Origin of the sequence: Spiractinospora alimapuensis, from assembly GCF_018437505.1 — a bacterium.
GTDB lineage: Bacteria > Actinomycetota > Actinomycetes > Streptosporangiales > Streptosporangiaceae > Spiractinospora > Spiractinospora alimapuensis.
The window spans coordinates 4,709,723-4,731,473 of sequence record NZ_CP072467.1 but is presented as its reverse complement, the minus strand read 5'-3'; the positions used below and the strand labels follow the sequence as shown (position 1 = coordinate 4,731,473).

At 69.2% G+C, this 21,751-nt stretch carries 19 protein-coding genes; 12 read left to right on the top strand and 7 right to left on the bottom strand.

Annotated features, from left to right (window positions below; translation table 11 throughout):
• Nucleotides 1–15: 15 nt before the first annotated feature.
• Both J4H86_RS22205 and J4H86_RS22200 read right to left on the bottom strand, forming a co-directional pair.
• Nucleotides 16–621: a DUF4245 domain-containing protein gene (locus J4H86_RS22205; protein ID WP_236540006.1), complete on the bottom strand. Its 606-nt coding sequence runs from the start codon at nucleotides 619–621 to the stop codon at nucleotides 16–18.
• A complete protein-coding gene (locus tag J4H86_RS22200; protein WP_236540004.1) occupies nucleotides 618–1,280 on the bottom strand; it encodes a TetR/AcrR family transcriptional regulator in 663 nt (220 codons plus the stop codon). The genes J4H86_RS22205 and J4H86_RS22200 overlap by 4 nt, the downstream gene beginning before the upstream one ends.
• Nucleotides 1,281–1,427: 147 nt before the next feature.
• On the opposite strand from J4H86_RS22200, the gene glpX reads away from it, so the two are divergent.
• Nucleotides 1,428–2,429: a class II fructose-bisphosphatase gene (gene glpX / locus J4H86_RS22195; RefSeq protein WP_236540002.1), complete on the top strand. Its 1,002-nt coding sequence runs from the start codon at nucleotides 1,428–1,430 to the stop codon at nucleotides 2,427–2,429.
• Nucleotides 2,430–2,587: 158 nt separating this feature from the next.
• Here glpX and J4H86_RS22190 read toward each other — a convergent pair whose 3' ends face one another.
• Entirely contained in the window at nucleotides 2,588–3,676 is a 1,089-nt protein-coding gene (locus tag J4H86_RS22190; RefSeq protein WP_236540000.1) for an aldo/keto reductase, read from the bottom strand.
• A gap of 80 nt (nucleotides 3,677–3,756) precedes the next feature.
• Here J4H86_RS22190 and J4H86_RS22185 point away from each other — a divergent pair, with 80 nt between their 5' ends.
• On the top strand, nucleotides 3,757–4,344 hold the full coding sequence (locus J4H86_RS22185; protein WP_236539998.1) for a TetR/AcrR family transcriptional regulator: 588 nt from the start codon (nucleotides 3,757–3,759) through the stop codon (nucleotides 4,342–4,344).
• Nucleotides 4,345–4,492: 148 nt separating this feature from the next.
• Here the strand turns inward: J4H86_RS22185 and J4H86_RS22180 are convergent, their stop codons facing one another.
• Nucleotides 4,493–5,428, bottom strand: a complete 936-nt coding sequence (locus tag J4H86_RS22180) for a sugar-binding transcriptional regulator (protein WP_236544133.1) — start codon at nucleotides 5,426–5,428, stop codon at nucleotides 4,493–4,495.
• A gap of 182 nt (nucleotides 5,429–5,610) precedes the next feature.
• Here J4H86_RS22180 and J4H86_RS22175 point away from each other — a divergent pair, with 182 nt between their 5' ends.
• From J4H86_RS22175 to J4H86_RS22160, 4 genes are all read left to right on the top strand, one after another.
• Nucleotides 5,611–6,627: a zinc-dependent alcohol dehydrogenase family protein gene (locus J4H86_RS22175; RefSeq protein ID WP_236539997.1), complete on the top strand. Its 1,017-nt coding sequence runs from the start codon at nucleotides 5,611–5,613 to the stop codon at nucleotides 6,625–6,627.
• A gap of 95 nt (nucleotides 6,628–6,722) precedes the next feature.
• A complete protein-coding gene (locus J4H86_RS22170; protein ID WP_394356529.1) occupies nucleotides 6,723–8,051 on the top strand; it encodes an ABC transporter substrate-binding protein in 1,329 nt (442 codons plus the stop codon).
• The gene (locus tag J4H86_RS22165) at nucleotides 8,048–8,998 is read left to right on the top strand and encodes a carbohydrate ABC transporter permease (protein WP_236539995.1); all 951 of its coding nucleotides are present in this window, start codon (nucleotides 8,048–8,050) and stop codon (nucleotides 8,996–8,998) included. The genes J4H86_RS22170 and J4H86_RS22165 overlap by 4 nt, the downstream gene beginning before the upstream one ends.
• Nucleotides 8,995–9,888 carry a carbohydrate ABC transporter permease gene (locus J4H86_RS22160; RefSeq protein WP_236539994.1) on the top strand — a complete coding sequence of 298 codons (894 nt, stop codon included), beginning with the start codon at nucleotides 8,995–8,997 and terminating at the stop codon, nucleotides 9,886–9,888. Before J4H86_RS22165 ends, J4H86_RS22160 begins: the two co-directional genes overlap by 4 nt.
• A gap of 120 nt (nucleotides 9,889–10,008) precedes the next feature.
• Here J4H86_RS22160 and J4H86_RS22155 read toward each other — a convergent pair whose 3' ends face one another.
• A complete protein-coding gene (locus tag J4H86_RS22155; protein ID WP_236539992.1) occupies nucleotides 10,009–11,787 on the bottom strand; it encodes a gamma-glutamyltransferase family protein in 1,779 nt (592 codons plus the stop codon).
• Between the two features lie 220 nt (nucleotides 11,788–12,007).
• Here J4H86_RS22155 and J4H86_RS22150 point away from each other — a divergent pair, with 220 nt between their 5' ends.
• The 4 genes from J4H86_RS22150 to J4H86_RS22135 are packed head-to-tail and all read left to right on the top strand — an operon-like array spanning nucleotide 12,008 to nucleotide 17,191.
• Nucleotides 12,008–13,597 carry an ABC transporter substrate-binding protein gene (locus J4H86_RS22150; protein WP_236539989.1) on the top strand — a complete coding sequence of 530 codons (1,590 nt, stop codon included), beginning with the start codon at nucleotides 12,008–12,010 and terminating at the stop codon, nucleotides 13,595–13,597.
• Between the two features lie 2 nt (nucleotides 13,598–13,599).
• Nucleotides 13,600–14,556, top strand: a complete 957-nt coding sequence (locus J4H86_RS22145) for an ABC transporter permease (protein WP_236539987.1) — start codon at nucleotides 13,600–13,602, stop codon at nucleotides 14,554–14,556.
• Nucleotides 14,553–15,482: an ABC transporter permease gene (locus tag J4H86_RS22140; RefSeq protein ID WP_236539985.1), complete on the top strand. Its 930-nt coding sequence runs from the start codon at nucleotides 14,553–14,555 to the stop codon at nucleotides 15,480–15,482. The genes J4H86_RS22145 and J4H86_RS22140 overlap by 4 nt, the downstream gene beginning before the upstream one ends.
• Nucleotides 15,479–17,191, top strand: coding sequence for an ABC transporter ATP-binding protein (locus J4H86_RS22135; RefSeq protein WP_236539984.1), 1,713 nt, complete (start codon nucleotides 15,479–15,481; stop codon nucleotides 17,189–17,191). Before J4H86_RS22140 ends, J4H86_RS22135 begins: the two co-directional genes overlap by 4 nt.
• Nucleotides 17,192–17,285: 94 nt before the next feature.
• Here J4H86_RS22135 and J4H86_RS22130 read toward each other — a convergent pair whose 3' ends face one another.
• Together J4H86_RS22130 and J4H86_RS22125 are read right to left on the bottom strand one after the other, a co-directional pair.
• Nucleotides 17,286–18,107 carry an ABC transporter permease gene (locus tag J4H86_RS22130; protein WP_236539982.1) on the bottom strand — a complete coding sequence of 274 codons (822 nt, stop codon included), beginning with the start codon at nucleotides 18,105–18,107 and terminating at the stop codon, nucleotides 17,286–17,288.
• Nucleotides 18,107–19,051, bottom strand: a complete 945-nt coding sequence (locus J4H86_RS22125) for an ABC transporter ATP-binding protein (RefSeq protein ID WP_236539980.1) — start codon at nucleotides 19,049–19,051, stop codon at nucleotides 18,107–18,109. Before J4H86_RS22125 ends, J4H86_RS22130 begins: the two co-directional genes overlap by 1 nt.
• Nucleotides 19,052–19,130: 79 nt before the next feature.
• Here J4H86_RS22125 and J4H86_RS22120 point away from each other — a divergent pair, with 79 nt between their 5' ends.
• A complete protein-coding gene (locus J4H86_RS22120; RefSeq protein ID WP_236544131.1) occupies nucleotides 19,131–19,700 on the top strand; it encodes a DUF1707 SHOCT-like domain-containing protein in 570 nt (189 codons plus the stop codon).
• Nucleotides 19,701–19,963: 263 nt separating this feature from the next.
• Complete coding sequence (locus J4H86_RS22115; RefSeq protein WP_236539977.1) at nucleotides 19,964–21,352, top strand: class II fumarate hydratase; 1,389 nt, start codon at nucleotides 19,964–19,966, stop codon at nucleotides 21,350–21,352.
• The last annotated feature ends 399 nt before the right edge of the window (nucleotides 21,353–21,751 follow it).

Below are 21,751 nucleotides of genomic sequence, written 5' to 3'. Positions count from 1 at the left end.
GGGGGCGGCGGGGGGTTACTCCTGGGGTTCCAGGGACTCGGCGAGAGTGGCGAGTTCGTCGTAGGTCGCGGTGCCGGTGACGACGAGGGTGGCGCCCTCGGTGGGGCGGACGAGGGAGCGGCGGTCGCCGTCGGGGGTCTCGTAACGGTCCCAGGTGTCGTCGGCGACCTGTTGGTCTCCGTCGGGGTCGCCGTCGTTGGTCATGTCGGCGATGAAGTCCTCGGGGTCGTCGTCGCCGATGCGCAGGGACGCGTACTCCTCGGAGCTGGTGACGAAGCCAACGTCCCACTTCACGGGGTCGGTGATCTCCTCCCCGGCGGTGGCGCCGGCGAGGGTGAGCCGGGAGCTGGTCGCGACCCAGTCGTCGGGGAGGTCCTCGGGGGCCAAGACCGGGAACGGGGCGAACGCGGTGAACTGCTCCGCGTCGGCCTCGTAGTCGACCTCGGGGAGGGACTCCTCCTCGCCCCAGCTCGCGAACAGCACGATCACCAGCGAGATACCCGCGAAGGCCAGGAGCACCACGAGGTAGTTGGCGAAGACGTCGTTTCGACTGCGCGGCTTCTTCTCCGGAGTCGCCGGTGCGGCGGTCTGTGCCGGAGCGTCGTCTGTTTCGGTGGTCACGGGGCGGTTCTGCCTTCTTCGCCTGAGGGTCGCGTCGGATGCCCGTCCGGGGAGTGGGGCCGGGGCGGAACCAACCTCTGCAGCACCGCGAGCACGTCGTCGATCAGACGCTCGGCGCGCGCGCGATCCGGCTCACGGACGAGCTGGGTCACCGCGAGGACACCCGTCCCACTCACCACCATAAGCAGTGCTTCGTCGACCGGCTCATCGGCCTTGCGATAGAGCGCGACGTTGCGGTCGGTCCACTCCCACAGCCGCTCCCGCAGTTCGCGTTCGAAGCCGGGTGGCCCGTCCTCGCAGTAGAAGAGGTGCGCCGCGTCCCGGTCGTCGATGCATCCGTTGAGGTAGGCGTGGGTGGCGAGGATCATGAGGTGGGTCGGATCGGACTCGCCCTGGGCGCGCGCCCGGTCCACCGCCTGACGGGTCCGGCCCTGCTGTCGACGCTGGAACTCCTCGAACAGCGCACGGTGGAGTTCGGCCTTGCCACCGAAGTGGTGGTAGAGCCCTCCCACACTCGTCCCGGCCGCCGCCGCGATCTCGCTGACACCGGCCTTGTCGAACCCCACGGCACCGAACACCCGCGCCGCGGCCTCCAACAGGGCCCGTCGGGTCGCGTCTCCACGGTGCGCGCCCCGCACCGACCGTTGCGCCTCAGCCACCTTCGTCCCGTCCCCAGCCGCCGTCGCCGGTCAAGAAACCCTCAGGTTACGTGACGTGACGCTCCTGTTCGTCGCCGCGCCCCGCCTCGGGTCGCCGCCCTTCGTAGGCGACAATGGAGTCCGCTCGACACGGGAGGAAGACACGGCATGAGCGACACCACGGCACATTCGACCACACCTGACCGCAACCTCGCCCTGGAGTTGGTGCGCGTCACGGAGGCGGCCGCGTTGGCGGCGGCCCGCTGGGTGGGCAGGGGTGAGAAGAACGGGGCCGACGGTGCCGCTGTACGGGGAATGCGTCACCTGATCGGCAGCGTGTCCATGAACGGCACGGTCGTGATCGGTGAGGGTGAGAAGGACGACGCGCCGATGCTGTTCAACGGCGAGCACGTCGGCGACGGCAGCGGCGCCGAGTGTGACGTCGCGGTGGACCCGATCGACGGCACCCGGCTGACGGCCATGGGAATGCCGAACGCGATCTCGGTGATCGCCGTCGCCCCGCGCCACTCCATGTACGACCCCTCGGCCGTGTTCTACATGGAGAAGCTGGTCACCGGCCCGCTGGCCGCGCCGCACGTCGACATCGAGGCGCCGGTCGCCGACAACATCCAGGCCGTCGCACGGGCGAAGGGCGGCGCACCGCAGGACGTGACCGTGGTCCTGCTGGACCGTCCACGGCACGCGGACCTGGTCGAGGAGGTGCGCGCCGCCGGCGCCCGCATCAAGTTCATCACCGACGGCGACGTCGCGGGCGCCATCATGGCCGCGCGCCCCGACACCGGTGTCGACCTGCTACTGGGGACGGGGGGAACCCCCGAGGGCATCATCGCCGCGTGCGCGTTGAAGTGCCTCGGCGGGGTCATCCAGGCACGACTGGCCCCCACCGACGACGCCGAACGCCGTAAGGCCGAAGCGGCCGGCCATGACGTCACCCGTGTCCTGACCACCGACGACCTGGTCTCCTCGGAGGACGTGTTCTTCGCGGCCACCGGAATCACCGACGGCGAACTCCTGCAGGGCGTCCGGTACGCCCATGGCGGGGCCGCGACCGACTCCCTCGTGACCCGTGGTCGCAGCGGCACGATCCGGCGTGTCAGCGGCGAGCACCGGCTGAGCAAGCTGATGACCTACAGCGAGGTCAAGTTCTGACCCAGAGCTGACGCGGCGCGCGGGTGCCTCGCCTTACCTCGACCACGGCGAGGCACCCGCCGACAGGGACACCCTCCCCCGGCTGCCCGGTAACCACGCGAGGTACGCCCACGCTGGTGAGGACGGGCGTCCGGAGAGGTGGCCGCACCCCCTTCGGGTCAGCGACGCCGCAGTGATGGGTCGAGCAGCGCGGGCGGCGTGTCGTTCTTTTCGTGCGCGGCGAGATCGGTACCGGGGGCGACGATCGCGTCGACCGCGTCGAGAACGTCGTCGGAGAGCGCGGTGTCCGCGGCGGCGAGATGTGAGTTCAGGTGATCCACGGTGCGCGGCCCGATGATCGCGCTGGTCACGGCGGGATGCGCGGTGGCGAAGCCGAGAGCGAGCTGGACCATCGTGAGTCCGGCCTCGTCGGCGACCTTGGCCAGTTGTTCCACGGCGTCGAGCCTGGCGCGATTGGCGGGGATCGTGCTGTCGAAGCGTTGCGGCATGAACGTTGAACGGTTGGTGGTGGTCTCTCGGCCTTCGCGGACCGCGCCCGACAGCCAGCCCGAGGCCAGCGGGCTCCACACCAGCACGCCGAGACCGTACTCCTCGGCCACGGGCAGGACGTGGGTCTCGACTCCCCGCTGGAGGATCGAGTAACTGGGCTGTTCGGTGACGTAACGGCCCAGGTGGTGTTCGCGGGCGGCCCATTGGGCCGCCACGATGCGGTGTGCGGGGAAGGTGGAGGAGCCGAAGTAGCGGATCTTCCCGGCGCGCCGCAGGTCGGTCAACGCAGACAGCGTCTCCTCGTCGCTGGTGGTGGGGTCCCATCGGTGGATCTGGTAGAGATCGACGTGGTCGACGCCGAGACGGCGCAGGCTGTTCTCCAGAGCGGTGACGAGCCACCGGCGCGAACCGCCCCGACGGTTGCGCTCCTCTCCCATGGGCAGGCCCGCCGTTGTGGCCAGCACGATGTCGTCTCGACGGCCCGCGACGGCCTTTCCGACCATCTCCTCCGACTCGCCGCCGCTGTAGACGTCGGCGGTGTTGATGACGTTGATCCCGCCCTCGAGAGCGGCGTCGACGATGGCGTGGGCCTCGTCCTGGGTGGTGCGTCCGAGCGCGCCGAAGTTCATCGCGCCGAGTGCGAGGGTGCTGACCCGCACACCGGTGCGCCCAAGGTGCGGTACTGCATGACGGTGTTCCTCCATCGCTGGTGCGGCGTCGGTGCTGTTCTTGGTTGTCGGTCTCCGTTCTGACATCATGAGAAAACGGAACCGCGTTCCGACAACAATAAGGAACACTGTTCCGCTTTGGCAAGCTCGACACCGGAAGGAGCGACGCGGTGAGTGGCGGAGACGAGAGCACGGGACAGGCCCCGTCCAGACGAAAGGACGCCCGGCGCAACAAGGAGGCCCTGCTGGACGCGGCCGCCGCGGTCTTCGTCACGTCAGGCGTCGAAGCACCAGTTCGGGATATCGCGACCAAGGCCGGCGTCGGGCTCGGCACGATCTACCGCCACTTTCCCACCCGGGCGGACCTCATCGTCGCCGTCTATCGCCACCAGGTCGACACCTGCGCCGAGGCGGGCCCCTCCCTGTTGGCCAGCGGCGCGACCCCGCACGCCGCCCTGGCACAGTGGATCGACCTCTTCGTCGAGTTCCTGGTCACCAAGCACGGACTAGCCGCCGTACTTCAGTCCGACAACGCCCGCTTCGACACCCTGCACACGTACTTCCTCGACCGCCTCATACCCGTGTGCGCTCAACTCCTGGACGCCGCGGCCGACGCCGGCGAGATCGATCCCGGTGTCGATGCCTATGAGCTCCTGCGGGGAGTCGGAAACCTCTGCATCGGCGCCGACAGCGATCCCCGCTACGACCCGCGTCGACTGGTCGAACTCCTCATCGCGGGGCTTCGCCGCCAGCTTTGATCGACGCCGCGTACACCGCGACCCACGGTGGGGCGGCGGAAGGGTTCACCACCCGCTGGTCGCCCCCGATGGTCGAGCCCTCCGCACCGACGGAGGACGTCGGAGACAACGGACGACCAGGAGACTCGCCATGCGTGGCGTGAACGAATCATCCGTCCCGGACGGTGTCCTCCACCAGGACCCGCGCCATGTCGGTGTCGGTGACGAGGGTGGACAACAGGCCACTGCGCAGAGCCGCGCGGATGGCTCGGGCCTTGCCGGCACCGCCGGCCCCGGCCACCGCCACCACCTCCGGGACGCGGCGGAGTTGTTCGGCGCGGACGCTGATGACTCGTTCGTCGAGGTCGGTGTGCACCTGGGTGCCGTCGTCGGCGAAGAGTTGGGCGGAGATCTCGGCGGTGACCCCGAGGGCCCGGTAGCGGGAGCGGGAGTCGGGGTCGAGGGTGTCGTAGACCGTGGACTCCTGCTCGTTCCAGCCGCCGATGGCGACCACCGCGGTGGTGAGTTGCTCGAAGCGGGCGAAGGCGGCCGCGATGCCGGGGTCGGCGCGCAGGGTGGCGGCGGTCGCGGCGTCGGGAAGGATCAGGGGGGCGTAGATGGAGTGGGCACGACCACCGGCGAGGGCCGCCGCCCGCCGGACGGTCTCCACCGATCCGCCACCGCCCGCGTACTCCGACAGCACCCCGTTGAGCTGCACCACCGTGCACTCCGGTAGGTGGCGTAGGTTCGCGCCCATGATCTGCAGGGCGCGGCTCCAGGCGAGTCCGAGCACCTCCCCCGGGTGGACGATCTCCGGGAGAAGTCGCGCCGCGGCCGAGCCGAGGTCGAGGCGGGTCTGCAGGGGGTCCGCGGCGGCCTCCACCACGATCGCCCGACGTAGACCGTAGGTGGCCCGGACGCGCTCGGACAGTTCGGGGTCGATCCGTTCGGGCAGACGGATGTCGATGTGCACGATGCCCAGGTCACGCGCGGTGTCCAGGGCGCGGGCCACCTTGAAGCGGCTCAGGCCGAACTCCTCGGCGATGTCCACCTTGGAGCGGCCGTCCAGGTAGAAACGCCGGGCGATCGCGGCCAGCCGCACCATCTCCGCGGGCCCGTGCTCCGACGGCGGGACGGATTCCGAAGTTCCCCGGTTGCTCATATGTGCACCAGATTACTCGGGTGTGACGTCCCCATTGACAGCACCTCAGCCTTGGATCTTCAATGAGTAAACATATGTGACCTGGTGCGCTCATATGAGCGTCACCGTGATTCGAGGGGAGCCAAGTGCGAGCGGCCATCATCACCACGCCGGGGTCGATCACCGTGGACGAACGGCCCGACCCGACGCCGACGCTCGACGGGGTGGTCCTCCGGGTGGGAGCCTGCGGCATCTGCGGCACCGACGTGCACATCGCCGACGGGGAGTTCCCACCCAGCCCTTACCCGCTGGTTCCCGGCCACGAGTTCGCCGGCGAGGTCGTGGAAGTGGGCTCCCGAGCGCCCGGCGGTCTGCGCGTGGGAGACCGCGTCGCCGTGGATCCCTCGCTGTTCTGCGGTTACTGCGAGTACTGCCGCGCCGGTCGAGGCAACCTCTGCGCGAACTGGGGCGCGATCGGCGACACGGTGGACGGCGCGTTCGCGGAGTTCGTGGCGGTCCCGGCCGCCAACTGCTACCGGATCCCCGACAGCATGAGCTGGCAGGAGGGCGCGCTCGTCGAGCCGCTGTCCTGCGCTGTGCACGGGGTGCGTCGCGTCGGGGTCGAGGCGGGCGAACGCTTCCTCATGATCGGCGCCGGAACGATGGGCCTGCTCCTCCTGCAGCTCCTGCGGAACGCCGGCGCACAGGTGTACGTCGTGGACCGCAACCCCGACCGGCTCCGGATCGCCGCCTCGCTGGGGGCCACGGCCACCGCGACCGACGCCGCCGACCTCCCCCATACCGGGTTCGACGCGGCCGTCGACGTCACGGGGGCGCCCAGCGCCATCGAGGCGGCGTTCGACGGCTTGCGACGCGGCGGCCGCCTGTTGGTCTTCGGTGTCGCGCCGGACGAGGCCCGGGTCCAGCTCTCTCCCTTCCGCATCTACAACGACGAGATCACCGTCGTCGGGTCCATGGCGGTCCTGCACAGCTTCGGCGCCGCGGTGGATCTGCTGGCCGCCGGGACGGTGGAGACGGCGCCGCTGCTCACCCACGCCGAACCGCTGGAACGGTTCCCTGAGGCGCTCGGGCTGATGCGCGCCGGGGCCGGAGTGAAAGTGCAGGTCATCCCGGAAGGATCCGCCAAGCGCCCACCCAACTGAACCCTCGGAGAAAGGTCCACGTCGTGCCCTCTGACCCAGCGCCGCCCCCCAGCGGCGCCCCGTCCTTCCCCCGCCGTCTGCGCGCGACGACGGCACTGGCCACCGCGGCCGCCCTGGTGTCCGGCTGTGCCGGCGCGGGCGCCGTGACGTCGGGAGACGATACGACCGGTCTGGTCATCGCCATCGTCTCCAATCCGCAGATGCAGGACGCGATCTCGCTCTCGACCCAGTTCCGCGAGGAGCATCCCGACATCGAGCTCAACTTCGTGTCACTCCCGGAGAACGAGGCCCGGGCGAAGATCACCACCTCCGTGGCGACGGGCGGCGGCGAGTTCGACGTCGTGATGATCAGCAACTACGAGACGCGGCAGTGGGCCGAGTACGGATGGTTGGAGAACCTCCAGCCCCACATCGACGACAGCCCCGGCTACGACCATGAGGACTTCATCCCCTCCATCCGGGAGGACGTCTCCTACGAAGGGGACATGTACTCGGTGCCGTTCTACGGGGAGTCGTCGTTCCTGGCCTATCGCGAGGACCTTTTCGCCGAGGCGGGTGTGGAGATGCCGGAGCAACCCACCTGGGAGGAGGTCGCCGCGCTCGCCGAGGAGCTGGACGGCTTCGAGCCTGGGGTCTCGGGGATCTGCCTGCGGGGACTCGCCGGGTGGGGGGAGGTCCTCGCCCCGTTCAACGCCATACTCAACACCTTCGGCGGCCGGTGGTACGACGAGGACTGGAACGCCGAGATCGACTCCCCGGAGTTCCAGGCCGCGGCGGAGTTCTACGTGGACCTGGTGCAGGACCACGGGCAGCCGGGCGCCGCGGGTAGCGGATTCGGCGACTGCCTCAACCGGTACGCCCAGGGGCGGGCGGCGATGTTCTTCGACGCCACGGCGATGGTCTCCACGATCGAGGACGAGCAGTCCGGCACCGTCACCGGGCTGAACGGCTACGCGCCGGCGCCGGTGGTCGACACGGAGTACGGCGGCTGGCTGTACACGTGGTCGCTGGGCATCCCCGCGACGTCCGAGCACAAGGACGAGGCGTGGACCTTCCTGGAGTGGATGACCGACAAGAACTACGTGGAGACCGTGGCCGAGGAGTACGGGTGGCAGCGGGTCCCGCCGGGGAACCGGTTGTCCACGTTCGACGTACCGGAGTACCAGGAGGTCGCCGGCGCCTACGCGGAGCCGATGCTGCGGGCGATCGAACAGGCCGACACCACCGACCCGGGAACCCGCCCCGTTCCCTACGAGGGCATCCAGTTCCTCGCCATCCCCGAGTTCCAGGACCTGGGAACCCGGGTGAGCCAGCAGCTCAGCGCGGCGATCGCCGGACAGATCACCGTGGAGGAGGCACTCGCCCAGAGCCAGCAGTACGCCGAGGTCGTCGGTGAGACCTACGCCGAGGAGGGTGCCGAATGAGCACCGCCGCCAGTGAGAAGACGGCGTCGGCGGCGGCCACTGCCCCACGACGCGCACGCTCGGCGCGCGCCGCCGGTTGGGCACGGCGGGGACCGCTCATGCCCGCCCTGGTGTTCACCATCGTGGTGACGCAACTGCCGTTCCTCGCCACCATCGTGTACTCGCTGCGGTCGTGGAACCTGTTGCGCCCGGACTCGCAGGCGTGGGTGGGGCTGGCCAACTACGCCGCGGTCTTCACCGACGCCCAGTTCCTGGGCGCGGCCCTGAACACCATCCTGATCACGGCCTCGTGCGTGATCGTGGCGATGCTGCTCGGCATCGGGCTCGCGCTGCTGCTGGACCGCCACTTCCTGGGGCGTGGCGTGGTGCGCACCCTGATCATCACGCCGTTCCTCATTCTCCCCGTAGCCACGGCCCTGCTGTGGAAGCACATCATGTTGGAGCCGGTCTTCGGCCTGCTCAACTTCGTGCTGTCCCCGTTCGGGGTGGGGGACTTCGAGTGGGTCTCCCAGGCCCCGGTGGTCTCGGTGCTCATCGCCCTGGTCTGGCAGTGGACACCGTTCATGATGCTGCTGGTCCTGGCGGGGCTGCAGAGTCAGAACGGTGACGTCCTGGAGGCCGGGCAGGTCGACGGCGCCTCCCGGTGGCAGATGTTCGTGTGGATCACTCTGCCGCACCTGCGGCGCTACATCGAGCTGGGTGTGCTTCTGGGGTCCATCTACGTCGTGAACACCTTCGACACCATCTACATCCTGACCCAGGGTGGACCGGGTACGGCGAGCGCGAACCTGCCGTTCTACATCTACCAGCGCACGTTCCTGGGCTTCGACATCGGCCAGTCGGCGGCCATGGGCGTCGTGGTCGTCATCGGCACGATCATCGTGGCGACGCTCGCGCTGCGCCTCATCTTCCGCACCTTCATGAACGTTCGGGAGGGGAACTCGTGACCGCCCAGGCCCCCACACAGTCCGCCAGCCGGAACGAGGAACCGACCCGACGTTCCCGTCCTCCACACCGCGCGACCGGCAGGAAGGCCGGCGCCGCCGCCCTCACCATCGTGACCTGGGGGATCGGACTGCTCTTCGTGTCCCCGGTCCTGTGGATGGTGCTCACGGCCTTCAAGCAGGAGAACCAGGCCGCGACCGATCCCCCGACCCTGTTCTTCCAACCCACCCTCGACCGGTTCGCGGCGGTGTGGGACGCCAACTTCCTGCCCTATGTCGGCAACTCCGTGATCGCCACCCTGGTGTCGACGTTCCTGGTACTGCTGCTGGGCATCCCGGCGGCCTACGCCCTGTCGATCGCACCGGTGAAGCGCACCCAGGACGCGCTGTTCTTCTTCATCTCCACCAAGATGCTGCCGGTGGTGGCGGTCGTGGTGCCGATCTACGTCGCGGCGTCCCGGCTCTCACTGTTGGACAACATCTGGACCCTGGTCGTGCTCTACACGGCGATGAACCTGCCCATCGCGGTGTGGATGCTCCGGTCGTTCTTCCTGGAGGTGCCCGAGGCGCTGGTGGAGGCCGCCCGGGTCGAGGGGGCGGCACTCCCCCGCATCCTGTGGTCGGTCATGATGCCCATCATGGCGCCCGGGGTCGCGGCGACCGCCTTGATCTGCATGATCTTCGCGTGGAACGAGTTCTTCTTCGCGGTGAACCTCACCGCGTCCCAGGCCGCGACCGTGCCGGTGTTCCTCACCGGCTTCATCACCAGTGAGGGCCTCTTCGTGGCGCAGCTCTCCGCGGCCGCGCTGATGGCGTCCCTGCCCATCGTGATCGTCGGCTGGATCGCGCAACGGCAGCTCGTTCGCGGACTGTCCATGGGCGCCGTGAAATAACCACCCTGGGACCACGAAAGGACGATCGGCGCGTCCCCGGATGCGCCGGTCGTGGCCTCCGGAGCGGCCACACCATGGGCGGGGGTGGTGTGGCCGCTCCGGCAACTCGTGGAGGCACGGCTACCGGCCGGCGGCGTAGCCCTGCATGCCTCGGGGATTGGCGGCCGCGCGCAGGATCCCCGTCTCCGGATCCCGGGAGACCGCCGACAGGCGGCCCAGGGACCACGGACCTGACTCCACGACGTGGTGGCCGCGCCGGCGCAGCTCGGCGAGGGTCGCCTCGCCCGCCCGCGACTCCACGACGATCTCACCGGGCGAGAAGTCGCGTGGGTAGAACGACCCGGCCAGCGAGTTGGTGTGGAACATGGGCGCGTCGATGGCCTCCTGCAGGTTCATGCCCCCGTGCACCAGGCGCAGGAAGTAGGTCAGCGACCACTGGTCCTGTTGGTCACCCCCGGGGCTGCCCAACGCGATCACCGGCTCGTTCTCCCGGGTGACCAGTGTCGGGGTGAGGGTGGTGCGGGGCCGCTTGCCCGCCGCGACGACGCTCGGTGCCCGCTCGTCCAGCCAGAACATCTGCCCACGCGTTCCGAGGGGGAAGCCGAGGTCGGGGATGGTGGGCGAGCTGGCGAGCCATCCGCCGCTGGGGGTGGCCGCCACCATGTTGCCGTCGGCGTCGACGACGTCCACGTGGCAGGTGTCGCCCTTCTGTTCGCCGGCGGGGTTCACCGTGGGCTCGCCGCTGGTGAGGTCGGTGGTGGGCAGGGTGCCGGGGCGCCGTAGTTCGGGGAGGAAGGGTGTCCGGCCGTCGGGGCTGCCCGGGCGCAGTTCCAGGGAGGCGGTGTCGGTGACGAGTCCGGCGCGGTGCGCGGCGTACTCCGGTGACAGGAGGGTGTCCAGGGGGACGTCGAAGAAGTCGGGGTCGGCGTACCACGCGTCGCGGTCGGCGAAGGAGAGTTTGGCGGCCTCGGTGACGCGGTGCACGAACTCCGGCGAGAACACGTCCAGTTCCCCGATACCCAGAGCCTGGGCCAGGCGGAGTTGTTGCAGGAAGGCCGGCCCCTGTCCCCAGGGTCCCGTCTTGTGGACCCGCAGGCCGGCGTACTCGATGCTCACGGGGTCCTCGTAGCTGGCCCGCCAGCTGGCGAGGTCCTCCGCGGAGAGCAGTGCCGTGTGCGGAGCCCCGGATCCGTCGGCGATGGGGCTGGCGACGAAGCGCAGGATCGCCTCGGCGACGAAGCCTTCACGCCAGATTCGCCGGGCGGCGTCGATCTGTCCGTCGCGGTCCTGGCTTTCGCGCTCCGCCTCGTCGAGGATCCGTTGGTAGGTGGCGGCCAGGGCGGGGTTGCGGTGGAAGCTGCCGGCGGTCGGCACAGATCCGTCCGCCATCCACAGGGCGCGGGAGGTCGGCCAGTGGGACTCGAAGACCGGCCGGGCGAGGTTGATCTTGTCGACGATCTGGGGCATCACCGGGTAGCCGCGGGTGGCGTAGTCGATCGCCGGCGTGATGAGCTCGCGTAGGCGCATGGTGCCGTGGTCGCGGGCCATGAGCAGCCAGGCGTCGAACGCTCCGGGGACGCACGCGGGCAGTACGCCGCTGCCTGGGACCCGGTCGAGGCCGGCGAACGCGTCCAGGGTGGTGGCGGCGGGCATCGGTCCCTGGCCGCAGATTACGGTCGGGGCTCCGCCCGCGGCCTGCATGATGATGGGGACGTCTCCCGCGGGGCCGTTCAGGTGCGGTTCCACGACCTGCAGGGTGAAGCCCGTGGCGACGGCGGCGTCGAATGCGTTTCCGCCACGCTCGAGGGTCGACATTCCCACGCCGGTGGCCAACCAGTGTGTCGAGGCGACCATTCCGAAGTGTCCGCGCAGCTCCGGCCTACTCGTGAATTCCCCCATGCGGATGGCAACTCCTGTCCCGCTGTCGACTGTTCTGTGTCCGGGTTATCTGGATTTAACACGATCAAACAATGAACACCGTATACAGTAGGCCCTCCGTCATATTAGGGTCCAACCTACTCACGTGGATCATGACGGAAGAGGAGGTGCAGGGGTGCTCTCCCGTCTCCCCTGTGCGCCACGGACCGCGCCGGCCCCCTGGTCGCGACGCTGGTCAGTGGTGGCGGTCGGAGCGGCTCTCGTGGCCGTGGGCTGTGCTCCGCTGGTCGACCCGCAGGACGTCGTCAGTACCGAGCGTTCGGTCGTCGACGCACCGGTGGAGGACGGCGGCGAACTCGTCATCGGACTTGAGGACGAGCCCGACGCCCTGGATCCGACCCTGGCGACAACCCTGGTCGGGCGCAACGTTTTCATCAGTATGTGCGAAAAGCTGTATGACGTCGACGCCGATCTCGAGCTCGTTCCAGAACTCGCGGCCGACGCCCCGGAGATCTCCGATGACGGACTTCGCGTCACCATTCCGCTCCGCGAAGACGACATCCAATTCAATGACGGAACTCCGTTCACCGCGGAGGCCGTGAAACAGAGCCTGGACCGGCACCGGGAGCTCCCCGGCTCGATGCGGGCCACCGAGCTCAGCGCCGTGGAGTCGGTGGAGGTGGTCGACGACCACACGATCGAGCTGGACCTCTCCCGCCCCTACCCGCCGCTGCAGTCGATCCTCGCCGACCGCGCCGGCATGATCCTCTCCCCCACGGCCCTCGACGAGCTGGGCGAGGACTTCGCCCAGGACCCGGTGTGTGTGGGCCCGTTCCAGTACGTGGAACGGGTGGCGCAGGACCGTATCGTCCTGGAACGCAGCGAGGACTACTACGCCAGCGACGAGGTTCCGTTGGAGCGGGTCGTCTACCGGCCGATCCCCGACGACGTGACCCGGCTCGCCAACCTGCGCTCCGGCCAACTGGACGTGGTGCAGAACGTCAGCCCGGACGACGTCACCACCGTCTCCGCCGAGGACGGTCTCGAGCTGCTGAACCAGCCCTCCCTGCAGTACATGGGGATCACCGTCAACGTGCTGAACGCCGACGGGCTCGACGAGGAGCCCCGCTCGCCCGAGACCGTCATGGCGGAACACCCGGAGCTGCGCGAGGCGCTGTCCCTGACCCTGGACCGGGACGCCATCAACGACGTCGTGTTCAGCGGCCTCTACCAGCCGGCGTGTGGCCCGATCCCCCCAATCAGCGCCTACGCGACCGAGGAGACCCAGGCGTGCCCAGAGCACGACCTGGACCGGGCCCGCGAACTCGTCGCGGAATCCGGACTACCGACACCGATCCGGATCGAGATGATGATCCCCAACGATCCGATCAGCATGCGTCTGGGCCAGGTGCTCCAGGCGATGGCGGCCGAGGCCGACTTCGACCTCCGCCTACAGCCGACCGAGTTCGCCACCGGAGTCGCCGAGGGGCGCGCCGGAAACTTCGACACCTACATCCAAGGATGGTCGGGACGACCGGACCCCGACGGCAACATCGGCCAGTTCCACGTCCGGGGTGGCAGCAACAACTACGGCGGCAACTTCACCGAGGAGACCGACGAGCTGATCCAGGCCGCGGCGGAGGAGACCGACGAGGAGCGACGCCGTGAGCTCTACAGCGAACTGGTCCCCACTCTGCGTGACGGCAACTCGATCATCTACCTGTACCGCAACCAGATCTATCACGCCCATCGCGACGACACGGCCGGAGTCGTGACCTATCCAGACGGGCTCATCCGGGTCGTCAACGCCGGGCACGTGGCCGGGGAGTGAGGATGGCGCGCTATCTGTTGGGCCGACTCGGCCAGTCGGTCATCACCCTCTTCCTCGTCTCGATCGCCATATTCGCGGGCACGCGGGCGATGCCGGGCGACCCCGCGCTCCTCCTCGCCGGCGAGGACTCCAGCCAGGAGACCCTCGACGCGATCCGGGAGCGCCTGGGCCTGGACCAGCCGCTGCCGGTGCAGTACCTGACCTGGCTCGGCCAGATGGCACGGTTGGACTTCGGGGACTCGGTGCGTACGGGACTTCCGGTCTCGGAGACCATCCTGAGCCGACTGCCCGTCACCCTGGAGCTGGCCTTCCTCAGCCTCCTGGTCGCGGCGGTGATCGGGATCCTCGGTGGGGTGGTCGCTGCGCTGCGACAGGGGCGTCCCGCCGACTGGATCGCCAACACCGGTGCCCTGCTCGGGATGTCGATCCCGAACTTCTGGCTCGGCCTGATGGGCATCCTGCTGTTCGCGGTGGCGTTGGGGTGGTTGCCGGCCTCGGGCTACGTCCCCCTGGGCGAGTCCCTGGGCGGCAACCTCGCCAGCATGGTCATGCCGGCGATCGTGCTCGGTACGGCGCTCGCGGCGGTGGTCATGCGCCAGACACGGTCGTCGATGATCGAGGCGCTCAGCTCCGACTACATCCGCACCGCGCACGCGAAGGGGCTCGCCCCCGCGTGGATCGTCCTGGTGCACGCGCTGCGCAACAGCATGGTGACCGTGCTGACCATCCTGGGTCTGCAACTCGGTTCGTTGATCTCCGGCGCTGTGGTGACCGAACAGATCTTCGTGCTCGCCGGGTTCGGGAACCTCATGGTGGAGTCGGTCTTCACGCGCGACTTCCCCGTCATCCAGGCCACGGTCATGGTGACGGCCGCCGCCTACATCCTGGTCAACCTGATCGTCGACCTGCTCTACTCAGTGGTCGATCCCCGCATCCGGGCGCAGGGAGGGACGCGATGAGCTCCGAGACCACCCCGGGCCGCGCGGAGAGCACAGCACCGGACGAGCGGACCACGCCTGCCTCCCCCTACCAGGTTCCGGCACCGAGCCACGGCCGATCACCCTGGCGCCGGCTGCTGCGCAACCCCGCGGGCGTCGTTGGCCTGGTGTTGGCGGCGACGACGGTCACCGTCGCGGTCGCGGCCCCGTTGCTGGCGCCGCAGGACCCGGCCGCGGTCGACTTCGACCGGCTGCTGGCCCAGCCGTCCCTCACCGCGTGGCTGGGGACGGACGAGCTCGGGCGCGACCAGGTGGCGCGGGTCATCTACGGCGTCCGGTCCTCCCTGTTCGTGGGAGTACTCGCCGTCCTGCTCGCCGTCGTGGTGGCGGTGCCGCTGGGGCTCGCGGCCGGCTACTACCGGCGGGTCGTGGACCCGATCGTCTCCCGACTCACCGACGCCGTGATGGCCTTCCCGTTCCTCGTGCTGGCGGTAGGGCTCGCGGCGATCCTCGGACCGTCGCTGACCAACGCGGCCATCGCCATCGGCATCGCCCAGATCCCCCCACTGATCCGGGTGATGCGCGGTGAGGCGCTGCGCCTGTCGCAGGAGAACTACGTGGAGGGAGCGATCGCGGGTGGCGCCAGCGACCTGGTCGTGCTGTTCAAGTACATACTCCCCAACGCCGGGAACGCGCTGCTGGTGCAGATCACCGTGGGAATCCCGGCGGCGATGATCGGCGAGGCGATGCTGTCGTTCCTCGGTCTCGGCGTGCAACCACCCACCCCGTCCCTCGGCGTGATGCTCTCGGACGCCATGGCGTTCTTCATCCACGCCCCGTGGCTGGCGGTGTTCCCCGGCCTGATGCTGGTGCTGGTCACGCTCGGCTTCAACCTGCTCGGAGACGGACTCCGGGACGCGCTCGACCCGAAGGGACGGCGACGGTGACCGAGACACAGGATTCCGCGAGGCGATCCCCGGCCGAACCCGTACTGAGTGTCGCGGACCTGGCCGTACGGTTCCAGACCGAGGACGGCCCCTTCCAAGCGGTGTCCGGGATCGACCTCGAACTCCACCCGGCGGAGGTCGTCGCCGTGGTCGGGGAGTCAGGATCCGGCAAGAGTGTGAGCGCCATGTCGGTCCTGGGCCTGGTTCCCCGCCAGACCTCCGTCGCGGGCTCGGCGACACTCGCCGGGCAGGAGCTGATCGGCCTGGACGCCCGCAGCCTCCGGGAGCTGCGGGGCCGGGAGGTGGCCGTGGTCTTCCAGGAGCCCACCACCTCGCTCAATCCGCTCTTCACCGTGGGATGGCAGCTCCGGGAGGTCCTCACCCGCCACATGGGGATGTCACGGCGCCAGGCCAACGACCGCGCGGCGGAACTGCTGGACCTGGTGGGCCTGGACGACCCCCGTCGGAGGTTGCGTTCCTACCCTCACCAGTTCTCCGGGGGACAGCTCCAACGCGTGATGATCGCGATGGCGGTGGCCTGTGACCCGCGGGTGCTCATCGCCGACGAACCCACCACAGCGCTCGACGTCACCGTGCAGGCCGAGATCCTCGACCTGCTGCGCGACCTCAAGTCACGCCTGGGCACGGCGATCCTGCTCATCACCCACGACATGGGGGTCGTCGCCGACATCGCCGAGCGGGTGTTGGTCATGCACCAGGGACACGTCGTGGAGTCGGGAGACGTGCGTCAGGTACTCACCGCGCCACGGCACGAGTACACGCGCCGCCTGCTGAGGTCCGTGCCCCGACTCGGCGGCGGCCCCGGACTCTCCGGGGGCGAGATGTCCGTCGGGGAGGGCCCCGAACAGGCGTCGTTGCGCGCAGAGGAGACGGAGTCGGACCCCGGCCCCGAGGACACGGCGCCCATCGTGCTGGAGGTCAACGACCTCGTGGTGGACTACGGAGCCTTCAGGGCCGTGGACCACGTGCGACTGGAGATCCGCGCCGGTGAGATCCACGGTCTGGTGGGAGAGTCGGGCTCGGGCAAGTCGACGGTGGGTCGCTGTGCCGCCGGTCTGATCAGCCCCAGCTCCGGGTCGATCACCGTGAACGGGCGCGAGATCACCGGGCTGTCCCGACGCCAGATCCGCCCGATGCGACGCGACTTCCAGATCGTGTTCCAGAACCCGGCGTCCTCTCTGAATCCACGGATGACGATCGGTGCCAGCGTCGGCGAACCCCTGCGCCGGTTCAACGTGGCCCGAGGCGACGAACTGATCCACCGGGTGGACGAGCTCCTGCGAAGCGTCGCGCTGGACCCGGCGATGCGGCACCGCTACCCGCACCAGCTCTCCGGCGGGCAGCGCCAGCGCGTCAGCATCGCCCGAGCCCTGTCCCTGGAACCCTCGCTCCTCATCGCCGACGAACCCACGAGCGCCCTCGACGTGTCGGTCCAGGCGGAGGTCCTGGACCTCCTCCGCGACCTCCAGCGCCGCCTGGAGTTCGCGTGCCTGTTCATCAGCCACGACCTCGCCGTCGTGGAACTCCTCGCCGCGCACGTGGACGTCATGCGCTCTGGACGCGTCGTCGAGTCCGGCCCTACCGCCCGGGTCCTGCGGGCACCAGAGCACCCCTACACCCAAGCCCTCCTCGCGGCGGCCCCCGTCCCCGACCCCGACGAACAACGCGGACGCCGAGAATCGCGCTGAGAGCCCCCTCTCCTTCTCGTTGATCTCGCTGTCATCGACAGCGAGGTGCCCGTCACATGCGACGGCTACGAGATCGACGACGGTGAGCGGTGGTTCAGTCGATCAGGCGGCGGCGCATCTGCCAGACGGCGAGGAGCCAGGTGACGACGCAGAAGACCAGGATGGCGAGGACGTGGCCGGCGGCGGTGAGGGGGGCGATGCCGAAGGCGGTCCCGCGGACCAGTTCGACGCAGTGGTAGAGGGGGTTGAACAGGGTGAGGTACTGCAGCCACTGCGGGAACTGGTCGAGAGGGAAGAACGTCCCCGCGAGCAGGTAGACGGGCGTGATGAACCCGGAGATCACGTAGTCGACCATGCGGATGGACGGAATGACCGCGGACAGGAAGATGCCGAGCAGGGCGAAGCCCATCGCGGTGATGAAGCCGATGAAGGGGACGAGCAGCATCCACGGGGTGGGTGGGAGGCCGAAGCCGATGGCGACCAGGAGGGGCGCGCATCCGTACACCCCGGCCTTGAGGGCGATCCACAGGGCGTCCGCCGTCACCATCTCGCGGACGTCGACGGGGGCGGCGAGGACCCCCTCGTAGGACTTGCGGAACTCGCGGCGGACGAAAGTGTCGATCAGGCCGGGGAACATCGACGTGAACAGCACCGCGGTGGCGACGATGCCGGTACCCAGGAACTCGATGTAGTCGTAGCCACCGATCGCGCCGATCAGGGTTCCCAGCCCGATGCCGAACGCCAGGAGCATGATCACGGGTTCGACGATGGCGGCGAAGGTGATCGGGGCCCAGGTGCGTTTGTAGAGGACCCACTCTCGGCCCAGCATCCCGAGGATGGGCACGAACTCCATCCGTCCGGGGCGGGTGTGGACGGCGGGTCGGGCGTTGGCGCGAACGTTGTCGGTGACGGTCATTACTCGACCCGCTCTCCGGTGAGTGCGACGAAGACGTCCTCGAGGTTGCTGGCGCGACGCATCGCGGGGCCGAGCTCCTCGCGCAGCGCGTCGGGGATCTCCTCCGCGCGCATCACCGCGAGCGCCGAGCCGGTGCGCCGGGTCTGGAAGCCCGCGCCGCGAACCCGCTCCTCCAACTGGCGGATGGTGTCCGGGCCGGCCGGGTATTCCTCCACTGTCTTGCCCGCGTGGGTGGTGATGAGTTCCGAGGGCACGCCACGCTCCACGATCTTGCCGCTGGCCATGAGGGCGACCTCGTCGGAGAGGCGTTCGGCCTCCTCGATGTAGTGCGTCGACATCAACACCGTCACGCCTTCGTCGCGCAACGCGGTGATCAGACCCCACAGTTCCTGGCGTACCTGGGGGTCCAGGCCCACGGTCGGCTCGTCGAGCAGCACGACCTCCGGGCGGTGCACCAACGCGCGGGCGATCAGCAGGCGGCGGCGCATCCCACCGGACAGCTTCTCGGTGATGGTGTCGCGCTTGTGCTCCAGGTGGGCGATGGCCAGGGCGCGTTCCACCGCTTCCTGTCGTTCCGGGCGGGGGACCCGGTACAGGTAGGTATAGACGCGCAGGTTCTCCGCGACCGTGAGTTCCTCGTCCAGGTTGTCGTGCTGGGGCACGACCCCCATGAGCGAGCGGGCCCACTTCGACTCGCGGGGAACCTGGTGTCCCAGGATTCTGATCTCCCCGGCGTCCGCGCGGCTCTGTGCGGTGAGCATCCGCATCGAGGTGGACTTCCCCGCGCCGTTGGGTCCCAGTAGTCCCATGACGATGCCGGGAGGGACGTCCAGATCCAGTTCGTCCACGGCGGTCAGGGAACCGAACCGCTTGATCACCCCCCGGAGGAGAATCGCTGGCTCCTGAGGATCGGAAGCGCGGGACCGGGGCGCGTCAGAGCTCATACGCGCAACGTTATGGCGAAGTGGCGACGGATCGCCAACGATTTTGCCACCGAGGTCACGGTACCTTTGGGGCGTGAGCATGCCCCCGGAGTACATGCGCGCTTCCGACGGTGACCGGGAGCGTGTCGCCGACATCCTGCGTGACGCGCTGACCGATGGGCGGATCGACCCCACCGAGCACCAGGAACGCCTCGACGCGGTGTACGCCGCCCGCACGCTCGGCGACCTGGCGCCCATCACCACGGACCTGCTCTCCCCGGAACGCCAACCCATCCAGCTACGCGACGGGCCGATCCTGGCCCTGTTCCGGAACGAGAGTCGTGGTGGTCGCTGGGTCCTCCCCGACCGGCACGTCACCTTCACCGCGTTCGGCACAGTGGAGCTCGACCTGCGCGAGGCGCTGCTGACCGAACGGCACGTCCACCTGGATATCTCAGCGGTCGTGGGCCGTGTCGTCATCCATGTGCCGGACAACGTGCAGGTGCGCGTCCGTGGCTGGACGTTCCTGGGGCGGCGGCGCACCACGGCGCGCGTCGCCGGACCGGACGCCCCCACGTTGGAGATCCAGGGGTTCAGCGTGCTGGGGTCGGTGTGGGTGCTGGCCCCGAAGCGCAAGCGGTCCTGGCGTCCGTGGCGGCGCGCCACATAACCGCGGGCTGACCCCTGACTTGACGCCCGCGTCTGGCAGGCTTGCAGGTGTTCACCACGGTTCACCCGCGCGTGCGCCGCAGTGTTCATCAGAACGGGTCGTGCCACCGTGTCCGGGGGCGTCCGCCCCATCTGATGAGCGCTGTCGACGGCACCGTCGACGGGGCCGTCGTTGGGCACTGTTGCTGAGCACTGACTGACCGGTTGCGAGATTGGAGGCAGGGACCTCGTGCGGTGACGCGCGGGGACGCCCTGGGATGCACAATGAGCGAGTTCCGCATCGAACATGACTCGATGGGCGAGGTCAAGGTTCCCGCCGACGCCAAGTGGCGTGCCCAGACCCAGCGCGCCGTCGAGAACTTCCCGATCTCGGGGCAGGGGCTGGAGGGCGCCCACATCCAGGCCCTGGGCGAGATCAAGGCGGCGGCCGCGGTCGTCAACGCCGATCTCGGGGTGCTCAAGCCGAAGCTGGCCGAGGCCATCCGCGCCGCCGCGAAGGAGGTCGCCGCCGGCACGTTCAACGACCAGTTCCCGATCGACGTCTTCCAGACGGGTTCGGGCACGTCGAGCAACATGAACACCAACGAGGTCATCGCGACCGTGGCGACGGAGCGGCTGGGCGAGCCGGTCCACCCCAACGACCATGTCAACGCCTCCCAGTCGTCCAACGACGTCTTCCCGTCGTCGATCCACATCGCCGCGACGTCGGCGGTGATGAACGACCTCATCCCGGCGCTGCGTCACTTCGAGGGCGAGCTCAACCGCAAGGCGGTGGAGTTCGCCTCGGTCGTGAAGAGCGGGCGCACCCACCTGATGGACGCGACCCCCGTCACCCTCGGGCAGGAGTTCGCGGGCTACGCGGCCCAGGTCGCCTACGGCGTGGAGCGGCTGGAGGCCGTGTTGCCGCGCGTGGCCGAGCTTCCGTTGGGCGGCACCGCGGTCGGGACCGGCATCAACACCCCCGAGGGCTTCGCGCCGCGGGTCATCGCCGAGGTGGCGTCGGCCACCGGGTTGCCGCTGTCCGAGGCGCGCGACCACTTCGAGGCGCAGGGTGCGCGCGACGCGCTCGTGGAGCTGTCCGGTCAGCTCCGGACGATCGCCGTCGGGTTCGCCAAGATCGCCAACGACCTGCGCTGGATGGGGTCCGGCCCCCGCACCGGTCTGACCGAGCTGTACCTGCCGGACCTCCAGCCGGGGTCCTCGATCATGCCGGGCAAGGTCAACCCCGTGCTGCCCGAGGCGATGCTGCAGGTCGTCTCGCAGGTCGTCGGAAACGACGCGGCCGTCGCGTTCGGTGGGGCCAGCGGGAACTTCGAGCTCAACGTGCAGCTCCCCGTGATCGCGCGCAACCTGTTGGAGTCGATCCGTCTCCTCTCCAACATCTCCCGCGTGTTCGCCGACCGGTGCGTCGTGGGGATCGTGGCGAACGAGGAACGGTGCCGGGAGTACGCGGAGTCCTCCCCCTCCATCGTGACGCCGCTGAACCGCTACATCGGCTACGAGGAGGCGGCGAAGGTCGCGAAGCGCGCGCTGGCCGAGCGCAAGACCATCCGCCAGGTGGTGCTCGAGGCCGGCTACGTCGAGCAGGGCAAACTCACCGAGGAGCAGCTCGATGCCGCGCTGGACGTCCTCGCGATGACGAACAGCCAGTGACATCCCGCGGCGGTCCCCGTCGTGGGGCCGCCGCCTGTGCTCATCCCCGTGGGACGCGCACGTCGGTCCGTTCCCGCTGGGAGGTCGAGCGTCTCGCGCGTTCGCTCCCGCGCCCCAGCGCATGCGTCCTGTTCTCCGTGTGCGGCGCGACCGTGACGCCGACGCGGTGAGGGACGTTGGCGCGGCTGGTCGAGTCGCGGCCCGGGAACACTCGGGTGATGCCGGGCCCCACTGTGCGATCCTGGCGCGAAGCGGGAAACCCGCCCCGCGAGGGGTGGAGTCTCTCCTCCCTGTTGGGGTGGAGAGTCCCCGAGGAAGTACGTCGCTCTCCCCCACCGGTGCGGCCAATGCCACTCTTGCCTTCTGGGAGAAACCAGGAGGCACGTTGGTGCGTCTGAT

Bases quoted from the DNA above. Each gene is read 5' to 3' on its own strand.
- J4H86_RS22120 (WP_236544131.1), top strand. From the start codon at position 19,131: ATGCCCCCGGAGTACATGCGCGCTTCCGACGGTGACCGGGAGCGTGTC.
- J4H86_RS22165 (WP_236539995.1), top strand. From the start codon at position 8,048: ATGAGCACCGCCGCCAGTGAGAAGACGGCGTCGGCGGCGGCCACTGCC.
- J4H86_RS22190 (WP_236540000.1), bottom strand. From the start codon at position 3,676: ATGATGTCAGAACGGAGACCGACAACCAAGAACAGCACCGACGCCGCA.
- J4H86_RS22145 (WP_236539987.1), top strand. From the start codon at position 13,600: ATGGCGCGCTATCTGTTGGGCCGACTCGGCCAGTCGGTCATCACCCTC.
- J4H86_RS22130 (WP_236539982.1), bottom strand. From the start codon at position 18,107: ATGACCGTCACCGACAACGTTCGCGCCAACGCCCGACCCGCCGTCCAC.
- J4H86_RS22115 (WP_236539977.1), top strand. From the start codon at position 19,964: ATGAGCGAGTTCCGCATCGAACATGACTCGATGGGCGAGGTCAAGGTT.
- J4H86_RS22155 (WP_236539992.1), bottom strand. From the start codon at position 11,787: ATGGGGGAATTCACGAGTAGGCCGGAGCTGCGCGGACACTTCGGAATG.
- glpX (WP_236540002.1), top strand. From the start codon at position 1,428: ATGAGCGACACCACGGCACATTCGACCACACCTGACCGCAACCTCGCC.
- J4H86_RS22180 (WP_236544133.1), bottom strand. From the start codon at position 5,428: ATGGTGCGGCTGGCCGCGATCGCCCGGCGTTTCTACCTGGACGGCCGC.
- J4H86_RS22125 (WP_236539980.1), bottom strand. From the start codon at position 19,051: ATGAGCTCTGACGCGCCCCGGTCCCGCGCTTCCGATCCTCAGGAGCCA.
- J4H86_RS22140 (WP_236539985.1), top strand. From the start codon at position 14,553: ATGAGCTCCGAGACCACCCCGGGCCGCGCGGAGAGCACAGCACCGGAC.